This is a genomic window from Marivirga arenosa (assembly GCF_030503895.2).
Taxonomy (GTDB): Bacteria; Bacteroidota; Bacteroidia; order Cytophagales; family Cyclobacteriaceae; genus Marivirga; species Marivirga arenosa.
The window spans coordinates 2,928,518-2,941,206 of sequence record NZ_CP129970.2 but is presented as its reverse complement, the minus strand read 5'-3'; the positions used below and the strand labels follow the sequence as shown (position 1 = coordinate 2,941,206).

At 31.7% G+C, this 12,689-nt stretch carries 11 protein-coding genes and 1 other RNA gene; 10 read left to right on the top strand and 2 right to left on the bottom strand.

The genetic code is table 11. From position 1 onward, the window contains the following. Positions 1–36 precede the first annotated feature (36 nt). The 6 genes from QYS48_RS12840 (at position 37) to QYS48_RS12815 (ending at position 5,430) form a co-directional block, all read left to right on the top strand. On the top strand, positions 37–1,338 hold the full coding sequence (locus QYS48_RS12840) for a deoxyribodipyrimidine photo-lyase (protein WP_308356255.1): 1,302 nt from the start codon (positions 37–39) through the stop codon (positions 1,336–1,338). 26 nt (positions 1,339–1,364) lie between these two features. Continuing rightward, on the top strand, positions 1,365–2,243 hold the full coding sequence (locus QYS48_RS12835; protein WP_308356254.1) for a DUF2279 domain-containing protein: 879 nt from the start codon (positions 1,365–1,367) through the stop codon (positions 2,241–2,243). 15 nt (positions 2,244–2,258) lie between these two features. Then, positions 2,259–3,245: a Smr/MutS family protein gene (locus QYS48_RS12830; protein WP_308356253.1), complete on the top strand. Its 987-nt coding sequence runs from the start codon at positions 2,259–2,261 to the stop codon at positions 3,243–3,245. A gap of 101 nt (positions 3,246–3,346) precedes the next feature. Beyond that, on the top strand, positions 3,347–3,745 hold the full coding sequence (locus tag QYS48_RS12825) for a hypothetical protein (protein WP_308356252.1): 399 nt from the start codon (positions 3,347–3,349) through the stop codon (positions 3,743–3,745). Positions 3,746–3,832: 87 nt separating this feature from the next. After that, positions 3,833–4,220: RNase P RNA component class A (gene rnpB, locus QYS48_RS12820), an RNA gene on the top strand. Between the two features lie 55 nt (positions 4,221–4,275). Then, positions 4,276–5,430, top strand: coding sequence for a sigma-54 dependent transcriptional regulator (locus QYS48_RS12815; protein WP_308356251.1), 1,155 nt, complete (start codon positions 4,276–4,278; stop codon positions 5,428–5,430). A 7-nt stretch (positions 5,431–5,437) separates the two neighbouring features. Here the strand turns inward: QYS48_RS12815 and QYS48_RS12810 are convergent, their stop codons facing one another. Next, positions 5,438–5,569: a hypothetical protein gene (locus QYS48_RS12810; RefSeq protein WP_302101366.1), complete on the bottom strand. Its 132-nt coding sequence runs from the start codon at positions 5,567–5,569 to the stop codon at positions 5,438–5,440. A gap of 317 nt (positions 5,570–5,886) precedes the next feature. Between QYS48_RS12810 and QYS48_RS12805 the strand changes: the two genes are divergently transcribed. Continuing rightward, positions 5,887–7,824 (top strand): ATP-binding protein, encoded by a 1,938-nt coding sequence (locus tag QYS48_RS12805; protein ID WP_308356250.1) that lies wholly within the window; start codon positions 5,887–5,889, stop codon positions 7,822–7,824. Here QYS48_RS12805 and QYS48_RS12800 read toward each other — a convergent pair whose 3' ends face one another. Then, complete coding sequence (locus tag QYS48_RS12800) at positions 7,825–9,846, bottom strand: transporter substrate-binding domain-containing protein (RefSeq protein WP_308356249.1); 2,022 nt, start codon at positions 9,844–9,846, stop codon at positions 7,825–7,827. Between the two features lie 129 nt (positions 9,847–9,975). Here QYS48_RS12800 and QYS48_RS12795 point away from each other — a divergent pair, with 129 nt between their 5' ends. The 3 genes from QYS48_RS12795 to epsC are packed head-to-tail and all read left to right on the top strand — an operon-like array spanning position 9,976 to position 12,688. Then, a complete protein-coding gene (locus tag QYS48_RS12795) occupies positions 9,976–10,803 on the top strand; it encodes an ion transporter (protein WP_308356248.1) in 828 nt (275 codons plus the stop codon). 53 nt (positions 10,804–10,856) lie between these two features. Beyond that, entirely contained in the window at positions 10,857–11,876 is a 1,020-nt protein-coding gene (locus QYS48_RS12790; protein WP_308356247.1) for a pirin family protein, read from the top strand. Next, on the top strand, positions 11,876–12,688 hold the full coding sequence (gene epsC / locus QYS48_RS12785) for a serine O-acetyltransferase EpsC (RefSeq protein ID WP_308356246.1): 813 nt from the start codon (positions 11,876–11,878) through the stop codon (positions 12,686–12,688). Before QYS48_RS12790 ends, epsC begins: the two co-directional genes overlap by 1 nt. Position 12,689 lies beyond the last annotated feature (1 nt).

Genomic DNA, 12,689 nt, shown 5'->3' with positions numbered 1-12,689 from the left:
TTCATTGGTTAAAAACTCAAATTAAACCAATTAAGCGTGAATAAAATATCAATTTTCTGGTTCAGAAGAGATTTAAGATTATACGACAACACAGGATTATATTATGCACTCCAAGAAGATAATCCTGTTCTTCCCCTATTTATTTTTGATACTGAAATCTTAGATGATTTAAAAGATAAAAAAGATGCGAGAGTAACTTTTATCCATAATCAAATCTCCAAAATAAATGATCAATTAAAAGAAATAGGTTCAGGTATAGTAGTGAAAAATGGGAAGCCGGAAGATATTTTTAAAGATCTGATTGAAAACTTCGACATTCAATCTGTATTTACCAATAGGGATTACGAACCTTATGCTCTAGAAAGAGATGAAAAAATTGATAATATATTAAAACATCACGGAATCGGATTTTATGATTTCAAAGATCATGTGATTTTTGAAAAAGATGAAATTCTAACGGGATCAAATGAGCCCTATAAAGTTTTTACTCCATTCAAAAATAAATGGCTTGAGAAACTAGAAACAGGCCATTTGCATCCGTTTGAAATTAAATTAGTTAAAAATAAATTTCATTCCTTCTTCCCATCTGTACCAACACTAAATGATATAGGATTTGAAAGATCAAGTATTGAAATACCTGAAAAAAAATATGATCGAGATATTATAAATAATTACGATAAGGATAGAGACTTCCCGGCTAAAAATGGCACGAGTAGATTAGGCATTCATTTGAGGTTTGGTACTATAAGTATTCGAGAGGCAGTAAGTATAGCGAAAGAAACCAATGACACTTGGCTAAATGAATTAATATGGAGAGATTTCTACAGCATGATATTGGCTAATTTCCCTCATGTAGTGAGTAAAGCTTTTAAAGAAAAATATGATGCTGTGCCGTGGAGAAATAATAAGGAAGATTTCCAAAAGTGGTGTGACGGTAAAACGGGTTATCCTATTGTAGATGCGGGCATGAGAGAATTGAATGAAACTGGCTATATGCACAATAGGGTGAGAATGATTACAGCCAGCTTTCTAACAAAGCATTTATTGATAGACTGGAGATGGGGTGAAGCTTACTTCGCAGAAAAATTATTAGATTATGAGTTAGCTTCAAATAATGGAGGATGGCAATGGGCCGCAGGAACTGGAACTGATGCTCAACCCTACTTTAGAATATTTAATCCCTATAGCCAAACTGATAAATTTGACAAGCAAAATAATTACATTAAAAAATGGATTCCTGAATTAAATACTGATCAGTATCCAAAACCAATAGTTGATCACAAAGAAGCAAGACAAAGAGCTCTTGACACCTATAAATCAGCTTTAGACAATGCTTAGAAGGATATAATCCCTAATTTTGATTTATGAAGTCAATTCTAATTTTCTTAGGGGTTTATTTCGGCATTATAAATGCTTCCTTCAGCCAATCTCAATCAGATTCCATTAACAATAAATTTTTAAATAGAGTCATAATAACTGAGGCATCTTTGTATTCCGTAAGTATGATTGGCCTTGGTGCAGTTTGGTATCAGGGGAATGAAAATCAAAAATTTCAATTCTTCAATGACAATCAACAGTGGCTACAAATGGATAAAGCAGGTCATATTTATTCAGCCTATCATATATCAAACCTTAACTTTAATTTACTACAAAAATCAGGCTATACTCCGAAAAAAGCTATGCTCTTTAGTAGTATTAGTGCTAGCTTGATGATGCTTCCAATAGAAATCTTTGATGGCTTTTCAACAGCCTATGGTGCATCCGTGGGAGATGCTGTAGCCAATACCATTGGTGCATTTTTACCCTATCAGCAGCTACTTTTTAATCAAAATTATATTTATCCCAAATTTTCATTCTCTCGTACAAATTATGCTGATTTAAGGCCTAATACATTGGGCAGTAATTATATAGAAAATATTTTAAAGGATTATAATGGTCAAACTTATTGGTTAAGTACTGATTTTAATCTATTTAGCAGCCAAAACCGATTCCCAAATTGGTTACAATTTTCAATTGGCTATAGTGGCAATAATATGTTGTATGGAAATCCTGATCAAAATCTAGAAAATGGCTATCTGGCTAACAGACAGTGGTTTCTAAGTTTGGATCTTAATCTTGAAAAAATAGAATCAAATAAAAAGTGGGTAAAAACTGCTCTTGCAGTAATCAATATTATTAAAATACCGTTCCCAACAGTTGAATGGAATGGAAAAACTGTAATTTTGCATCCCATTTATTTTTAGTTAAAAAAAATAGTAATGAAAATAGGCGATAGAGTAAGGTTAATGAAAGGAACTGAAGAGGGTGTGGTAGTAAAGCTACTAGATAAATCTTTAGTAGAAGTTGAAATTGAGGACGGATTCGCAATTCCTGTTTTACAATCTGAATTGGTGGTGGTTTCGTCTGATGAAAGCTCAGCTTTTGACAGACCACAAACACAACCTAAAAAAACAACCCATAAAAAAGAAAGCACCAGTCCTAAACCCCAATTAAAAGGCTACCATTTAGCTATTATTCCTCTTAATGATCATCTGCATAGTCTATATTTCATTAATCCACTAAAAGAGGATATTGTTTTATTAGCAAATGAGGTGAATGGGAAAAATGAGGAAAAAACGATTCTGATTGATAAAGTTTTAAGTGAAAATTATTCCAAAATAACTGAAAGAGATTTAGACCATCTTAATACTTGGAGCCCATTTACTTTTACAATCTTGGTTGAAAATCCAAAGTGGTCGATTCCTATTAGACCAGAAAAAATCACTTTAAAAATCAGAGCAAAGGATTTTCAAAAAGAACTGATAGATATCCCATTTCTTAATAAAAAAGGATACTTGATCCCTCTATTTCAAAAAAGTTCTGAGTCCATACAACCTGACAAAATAGATCCTGAAAAGTTAAAGAATAGCTTTTTTGAAGGAAATGAGAAGCCGGAATTTCAATTCAAAAAAAATAATAATTCAAATATTCCAGAAATTGATCTACATATAGAATCAATTGATCCTAATTATGAAAAACTTCCAAAAGAGGATATTCTAAATATACAGCTTCAGAAATTTGAGCAAAAGTTAAATGAAGCTATCATGGCTGGATTAGATGATATAATTTTCATTCATGGAGTTGGAAATGGCGTTTTAAGAAATAAAATACATAAACAACTATCTCAGCACGATAACATTCAATTCTTTAAAGATACCCACAAAGAAAAATTTGGATATGGCGCCACATTAGTAAAGATTAAATAAAATTATTTCTTAATTTTATACAATAATTTACTAAATTTGATACTATAATTATTTAATACGCTACAGAATTATAAAATCTTTTAACCTTAAAGAATAGCCGTATGAACTTTAACGAATTTATGGAGTCATATGCCAACGAAGTAGGCGGACAGTTTCAAGAATATGACACTAACAAATCTGTTGTTATTTATCCGTTGGGAGGAAACAGATATCAAGCGGTATTAGGTACTTTAAAAAAGAGTGACATAACGGGTAAACCCAGTATAGAATTTACTTCTAAGGTATGTGAATATGACTCTTCTATAAATTTAGAAAGTTTAATTAGAGCAAACGCTACTTTTTGTACCGCACGGTTTGTTTTAGTAGAAGATTTTATCAGAGTTGAGGCTGCTATTCTTGAAGAAAGTGCTACTGAAAATGTATTGAAAGACATTATCGAAGAGGTTGCCACTGTTGCTGATGCTTGGGAACATAAACTTACCGGTCAAGATGTTCATTAATTCTTTTCTCTAATAATTAGAAGTTAATCCATAAACCCATTCTTCATTCCATTTTTTGGTCTTATTTTTGTTTAAAAGATTTTTGAAATTGCAAGCTGTCTTATCGCTCTTCGTATAATCGAAGGGAGGAAAGTCCGAGCAACATAGAGCACCGTACCTTGAGAAACCAAGGGTCTTGATGATATCAGGAACAGATAGTGCCACAGAAAACAGGTAGCCTTTAAGCTTGCTTATAGGTCATAGTGAAAAGGTGAGGTAAGAGCTCACCGTACTGAATAGTAATATTCGGGTGCACGGAAAACCTTTCGGGTTGTAAGGTCACATATATTTTTGCTTCCGATTTATCGGAATAAGGGCTGCTCGTCCGAAAATCCTTAAGGATGGTAAAAAGGGGTAGACTGCGTTAGATAAATGATAAGAGCATTTTCATTCATTTGAAAATGGACAGAACTCGGCTTATAGGCTTGCATTTTTATTTCTTTTATCTCAAAATTTAAATTGTGAGACATTTATTCACTAATTAAAAAGCTATGTCTAAAATTTTATTAATAGATGATGAAGCTAGTATCCGCCAGACCTTAAAGGAAATACTAGAATATGAAAAATATCAAGTTGAGGAAGTTGCAAATGGTGAGGAAGGATTAAAAAAAATAGAAAGCCAGCATTTTGATTTGGTTTTATGTGATATCAAAATGCCTAAAATGGATGGAATGGAATTGCTAAATGCCGTTTATGATAAAGGAATTGAAATTCCATTTATCATGATTTCTGCACATGGCACCATCGATAATGCTGTAGAGGCTACCAAAAAAGGAGCCTTTGACTTTATATCAAAACCACCTGATTTAAACAGATTATTGGTTTCTGTACGTAATGCATTAGATAAATCAAATCTAATTGCGGAAACTAAAACGCTTAGAAAGAAAGTATCTAAAAAATATGAAATGATCGGCTCTTCTAAGCAATTAGGAGAAGTTAAAGATACTATTTTAAAAGTAGCTCCTACTGATGCCAGAGTGCTTATAATAGGTGAAAATGGTACTGGAAAAGAACTAGTTGCTCGACAAATTCACGAACAAAGTGAAAGAGCTAAAGCACCAATGGTGGAAGTGAATTGTGCTGCTATTCCATCTGAACTAATTGAAAGTGAGCTTTTTGGACATGAAAAAGGAGCTTTTACTTCAGCAGTAAAACAACGAATTGGTAAGTTCGAACAAGCTAATGGTGGAACATTATTTTTAGATGAAATTGGCGATATGCCTTTAGCTGCTCAAGCAAAAGTATTAAGAGCTCTTCAAGAAAATAGAATTAATAGGGTCGGTGGAGATAAGGACATTAAAGTTGATGTTAGAATTATTGCCGCAACAAACAAGAACTTGAAGGAGGCAATAGAAAACAATGAATTCCGTGAAGATTTATTCCATAGATTAAGTGTAATAAGAATTAATGTACCTCCTCTTAAGGATCGAAAAGATGATATTCCTGAATTAGTTGAAAAATTTCTTAGTGATATTGCAGAAGAACATGGTTCTAAAAAGAAAAGCATGGACAAGGAAGCGCTTAATCAACTAAAGAATTATGATTGGAGCGGAAATATTCGTGAATTGAGAAATGTAGTGGAAAGGCTGATAATATTAGGAGCTGATAAAATCACAGCCACAGATGTAAAGAAATATGTAGATTGATCTGTTATTAAACAGATTGATCTTCTACTGTTACTTCATTTATAGTATCCAAATCATTATAAGAATACGTAGGGCAAGTTTTTTGTGCACAAGCACCAATAAATAGAGCGGATAAAATGATTAATAAAAATTTCTTCATATCAAAAATTGAAATACATTACATTCAAATATAAGTCCATTAATCTAAATTTTAAAATCTATTATAAATTTAATTACATTATTTATTAATTAATGCTCATATTTTGGAAATATAGATTTTAAAAAATTACATATTAAATATATTCTCACATCAAATTTTATAGCTTCCTCCAAAAAGTTCAATGGGAAGCTTCAATAATAAAAAATTATAAACCATATTCGATTCTCTTTAAGATCAAATTTGCAATAAGTAACCTAATAATGTTAAAAAAGACAATTCAAATACTCTTTTTGATATTGATCTCACCATTAATACTAATGGCCCAGAATAGCCAAATTGCTACTGAGTGGGAATGGTTTACAAATTACATTGAAGAAATAGAAAATAATACTGCCGAAGATTTATTAATCAATAAGGAAGAAAAGCTCCAAGCTGCAAAAGATATTGAGAATAAAGAATTAGAGAGTAAGATTGCCAAAGAATTAGCCTTAATCCATATTTATAAAACCAACAATTTAGAAGAAGCCATGCCTCTTTTAATAAGGGCTATGGAAATAGATGAAGCTTCTGAAGATGAAATTAGTTTGATTTTTACCTACTTAGGATTTTATAGTTTATTCGAAAAGGTTGAAGACTATTATTATGGTAAGGAATTTCTTAATAAAGCCTCTACCCTACTAAGAAATTATAATTTTCCTCCTGTTCGAATATTTATTAATCAAAAATTAGGTTATAGCTATTGGTCAACCGGTGAGACAGGCAAATCAATTGAGGAGCATCAAAATATTTTACAATACGCTCAAAAAGAACGAATTCCTAAAGTAGAAGCAAAAGCAAATACAGATTTAGCTAACATATATAAAGATATTAGCTCTCTTGATAAGGCCTTAGAACATTATAAAAATGCTCTATCAATTTACCGCAGAATCAAATCTCCAGTTGAAGAAGCGAAATGTTTGAATGAAATTGGGGACCTTTATCTGATTCGAAATGACAGTAAAAGAGCATACGAGAACTACATTGTAGCATTAGATATTTTAAATGATCTATCAAATGTAGAAGCTAACAGAGCATCAGTTTATAATTCAGTTGCAAATTATTATCTAAAAGAAAACAATCCTGGAAAAGCTGTAGAAAATCTAGCTATTTCAAATCGATTAGCTCAAAAATCCCAAAATCAATTACTGATACAAGAGACCTATGCTATATTAAGTAAAGCTTACAAAAAATTAAATAACTATCAAAAAGCATTAGAATACAGTGAGCTTTACAAAGCTTTAGATGACTTTTTGCAGAAAGAAAAGAATGATAGAAATATTTTAAAGATACAGAGTAGGTATACCATTACTCAAAAACAGAATCAAATTGATCAGTTAGAGTTAAATAAAATTCAAAAGGAGTTTGAATTAGAAGAAGAAAGAAAATTCAAAAACTTCCTGGCGATAATGGTGGTTTTAGCTGCTATCATAATGATTTTGATTTTTATTCTATTTATATCTCAACGTAGAAGTAATGCAAAACTTAAGACTGCTAATGAAAAAGTAAAAACGCAAAATCAGGAATTAGAAGACTTAAACAATACAAAAGACAAATTCTTCTCTATCATAAGTCATGACCTTAAAGGACCTTTAAACTCTCTAACTTCATTCTCTGGTTTACTTATGAATCATACCAGCAGTTTAAGCACTGAAGAAATTCAAATGCTGGCTAAGGATCTAGATAAATCCTTAAAAAACTTATTTGCCTTACTTGAGAACTTATTACAATGGTCAAGATCACAAACGGGTAATATTGAATTTAAAGCTGAGGAAATTGACTTGACTGAAATGTTAAATGAAAATAAGAAGTTACTTGAAAAGCAAGCTGACAATAAAAACATTCAAATAGAGGTAAAAAACACTAAATCAGTTAAAGCAAAAGCTCATCCAAATTCAATTACTACAGTAATCAGAAATTTGCTTTCTAATGCTATTAAATTTACAGAAGATGGCGGTCAGATTAAAATGGGAGTGGTTGAAGAGGAAAATCAATTTGTAGTTAAAATAGCAGATAATGGTGTGGGCATGCCAAAAGAGGTTGCGAGTAAGATATTTAGGCTAGACACAAAACATTCTACACAGGGAACTGCAAAAGAAAAGGGAACCGGTCTAGGACTTATTCTTTGCAAAGAGTTCGTTGAGAAAAACGGTGGTCAAATATGGGTAAAGAGTGAAGAAGGAAAAGGTACAATCTTCTCTTTCTCAATCCCTAAATAATTAATTTAGCGATACTGCATCACTGTAACTATTAACGGGTATAACCACTTCAATTAGTGTCCCTTTATCTTCCTTATTTAAAATATTTAGTTCTCCATTAAGACGAAAGACCACTTTTTTAGCCATGTAAAGCCCCATTCCGATATTAACATCACTTCTCTTTCCCTTAAAAAATACTTCAAATACTTTTTTCTGCATTTCTTCCGGAATTCCAACTCCATTATCATTGAAGCAAAATCTATATATACTTGAATTTTCTTTCTCAAAAGTGATACTTAGTTTTGTGTCATAATAATTATTATGCTCAAAAACGTTTTCAATCAACTGAAAGAATAAGCGTTTTATCAATGCTCTATCAGAACTTATAAAGTTAGAATCAGATAATATTTCTATCTTAATTTGAGCTCTTTTCAAATCCTTATTTCTTTTGAGAAATACAGATTCCATCACTTCATTAATTAATTCTTCAAAATCAAATGTGGTGATATTTACATCTCCATGAAGAATAAAGCTTACCTCCTTGAAATCATTAAATATTCGTTCTAATTTTTGAATACTCTTATTAATCAATTTGAAATAATTAACAACCTCTAAATTATCAGTAGTCATTTGACCAAGGCTAACTAATCCTAATACATTAGCAATGGGGCCTCTTACATCATGTGAAGTTTTATACATAAAGTTTGATAATTCTGCATTCATATCTTTCAAATTGAGATTTGCTTGCATCAAAGGCGTAATATCTTGCATAAACTGTTTGTAGCCTACTATTCTTTTATTTTTATCATACTGTAAGGAAGTGCTAGAAGCGAAAAAAGAGGTAGTACTAGTATTAGTTTTAAATTCATACTCAGCATCAAGAAAAACTACTTCCTTATTAAGAATTAAGTTTTTAATTTCTTTATCCTTCTTTGAAGATTCAATTGACATTAATTGGTGAATATTTACACCAAGAATTTCTTCTTCTTTAAAACCAATAATGGAATAAAATAAAGAGGATGCCCTTACTATATGATTTTCAAGATCTGTTTCAATCAGCATGACTGATGTAAAATCTTCAATTTTCTTCCTTAGATTTTCACTTTCTATTAATTCTAATTCCGCTTTATTTCGGATTTCAATTTCTTTTTCAATAAGAATTGACTTCTTCTGAATTAATTTTTGAAGTGAATAGATATAAAGCATGGCTAATAAAATTAAAACAAGAATGACCAAGGAAATTATGTTTACTAATTCTTTATTTTTTTCCCACCAACTAACATTAGGGCTAAGCCATTTTTGATAAATTCTGTCATATTCACCAGATGCTTTAATTAATCGTAACCCCCAATTAAGTGAGTCTAGCAATAGTGAATCTTTTTTATTTGCCACAAAACAATACTCGGTAATAAAAACAGGATCACTAGAAGATTGAACATTGGTAATATTTTCAGACTCCATTTTATAATTGGTTGTCATAAAAGAAGTGATTGCACAATCAGCTTCACCTTTTACTACTGCATCTATTGCGTCTGATTCAGAGGCATAAGTTTTTAATTCCTTTAAATCTAAAAAACCAATTTGGTCAAAATATTCTTCTATGATTGAAGCCTCTTGAATGGCAACTTTTTTACCTGATAAACTAAACAAATCCTCCACAGGATTTTTATCTGATCTAGTAAAAATTGAATAGTACACTAAGCTAAAAGGCTTTGAAAATAATATCTTCTTCTCACGATCAGAAGTCTTAAAATAGGCTGCAATATCCAATTCATTTTCAACTTCTAATCTATTTCTGATGATACTCCACCTATCCGCATATATCTTTACATTCCAATTTAACTCAGTCCCTATTGCCCTTATGACATCAATATTAAAACCTTGAAATTCACCCTTATTATTTAAGTATTCATAAGGCTCATAAGATTTATCTATTCCATAATTGATTGATTTTTCTGGCAAAGTATTGTTACTTTTAGCTTGACCATTAGAAAAAGAAGGTAATGTCAATAATATATATGTTATGATAATTGGTAGCTTCACTAAAGGTTGATTAGGTTTCTTAACTATCTAGTTTTAACAATTAATTTATAAACTATATAGTATAAATACAATATTAGAAACCCTTATTATATAATTTTGTTATAGTTTAATATATAGGTAATCTTCAAAATGGAAGAAACTGCAAATACAAATGCTAAATGGAAGGTTAAGGCCTTTGATATCGTATTTAAAGCGGATAGTTTTTATGGGAAATTATTCGATGCTGTATTACTTATTGTAATATTTTTAAGTGTTCTGGCTGTTGTATTAGAAAGCGTTGCAGAAATTAGATTTAAATATGGAATTTATTTTCTGTGGGCAGAATGGATATTTACTGGCTTCTTCCTAATTGAATATATTTTTAGAATTGTTATTGTAAAATATTCCTGGCATTATATTAAGAGCTTTTTTGGAATTGTTGATCTACTTTCAATTTTACCCTCAATTTTAGCATTTTTTTTTGTTGGAGCGCAATCTTTAATGATTATAAGAAGCTTAAGGTTAATAAGGGTTTTCAGAGTATTTAAATTAACTCAGTATTTAGGGGAGGCTTCACAATTATCGGATGCTTTATTAGCAAGTCGAAAAAAAATAACTCTGTTTATTGGAACAGTGCTAATATTAGTCTCAATATTAGGGGCTGTTATGTATTTAATTGAACCACCAGAGAGCGGTTTCACGAATATCCCTAAAGGAATTTATTGGTCAATTGTTACCCTTACCACTGTTGGTTATGGAGATATTGCACCAATCACTCCTATTGGTCAAATGATTGCATCATTAGTTATGATTTTGGGCTATGGCATTATCGCAGTTCCTACAGGGATTGTTACTTCGGAACTTAACAAATCAAGATATGAAAGCATGAATATTTCATGTCCGCATTGCCAAGCTAAAAATCACAGTACAGATGCCCTATTTTGTTATAAATGTGGAAAAAAATTACAATCTGATTAAAAATGTAATGAAAATTCTGTCAACATAATTATAGGGTTATTCGTTGTACCTACATGGAAAATTCAGGAATAAATAAAATAGAAAAATTAAGCTTCCCTTGGCAAACTCAAGATCCGTTCTTGTTTTGTGTTCATCATGAAGATTTTTTTCCCAAGGGTAATAAGGATTTAGGGCCAGCTGCCTCTCTGGATGGGCGAATGATTGGCCAAGATTTTACAATAAAAGATGGATGGAGGATGTATCATGGAAGTAAAGTTCCAGGCTTTCCCGCACATCCTCATTGTGGATTTGAAACCGTAACTGCAGTAAGAAAAGGCTTAGTCGATCACTCAGATTCATTAGGTGCTGCAGGAAGATTTGGTAATGGAGATGTACAATGGATGACAGCTGGTAAAGGAGTGCAACATTCTGAAATGTTTCCATTATTAAAAGAAGAGGAAGAAAATCCATTGGAGCTATTTCAGATTTGGCTAAACCTTCCAAGAGACAGTAAAAAAGTTGAACCTCACTTCTCCATGTTATGGAAAGATACTATTCCAATTTACAAGCATGAAGATGCTAATGGAAAATTAACAGAGGTAGAAGTTATGGCTGGAAAGCTTGGAGATAAAACTGCACCAAATCCAGCTCCAAATTCTTGGGCAGCAAATCCTGAAAATGAAGTCGCAATTTGGCATATTAAAATGGAGCCTGGGGCTGAGTTTACTTTGCCAACATCCGAAAATAAGATCAATAGAAACCTATACTTTTTTAAAGGTGAAAGTTTCAAATTAAATGATACTGACTTTCCTCATTATCATGGCGCTGATATTGATCCAAGAGCCGATATCACATTAAAGAATGGCAATGAAGAAGCACGTTTATTATTACTTCAAGGAAACCCTATTAATGAACCAGTCGTTCAGCATGGACCATTTGTTCTTAATTATCCAGCTGAAGTGAGAGAAACGATAATGGAATTTCAAAAGACTGAATTTGGAGGATGGCCATGGCCTTCATATGAACATACTCATGACCGATTAAGAGGAAGGTTTGCAATTCATGCAGACGGTAAAGAAGAAATCAAAGATTAATGCAACAGGAATTTTTAAACGCTTTACATCAAGAACATAGAAATGCTTTAGGCTGTCCTTCACCAGATAGCATCATTGCTTTTTATGAATCACTTTTAGGCTTTATTTTTCCTGATTATGGAAACGAGAAATTATTAGAGATATCTCAAATAGAAGAGAAATATAGTCATCTGAAAAATGAATGGCACTCTTTACTTGAAAAGCGATGTAAAAAATTAAAAGAAGAGTTTCCAGGTGAAGAAGCGCTTCTATTTGATGATTTATTGAATATCAAATATGCTCTTGAAAAAGATGTGACTGCAATATTTGAAGGTGATCCGGCAGCAAAAAACAGGTTAGAAGTCATTAAAACTTATCCTGGGTTTAAAGCTATTGCTGCCTATCGAATTGCGCACTGTATATACAATGCTGGCTTCGTATTAATTGCCAGAATAATTAGCGAGCATGCTCACAGTAAAACTGGTGTAGACATACATCCAGCTGCAAAAATTGGGGCAAATTTCTGTATTGACCATGCAACGGGAATTGTAATAGGTGAAACCACTGAAATTGGTGATAATGTAAAAATTTACCAAGGTGTTACCTTAGGAGCAACAAGCGTTAAAAAAGAAAACGCTAGCCAAAAAAGACATCCTACTATAGGCAATAATGTTGTGATTTATGCTAATGCCACCATTCTTGGTGGTAAAACAATAATAGGTGATAATTGTATTATCGGTGGTAACAGTTGGATTACCAAAAGCATAGAGCCTAATTCCAGATTATATTATGATTCTGAAAATAAACATTTACACAAAAAATCATTAGGATAAT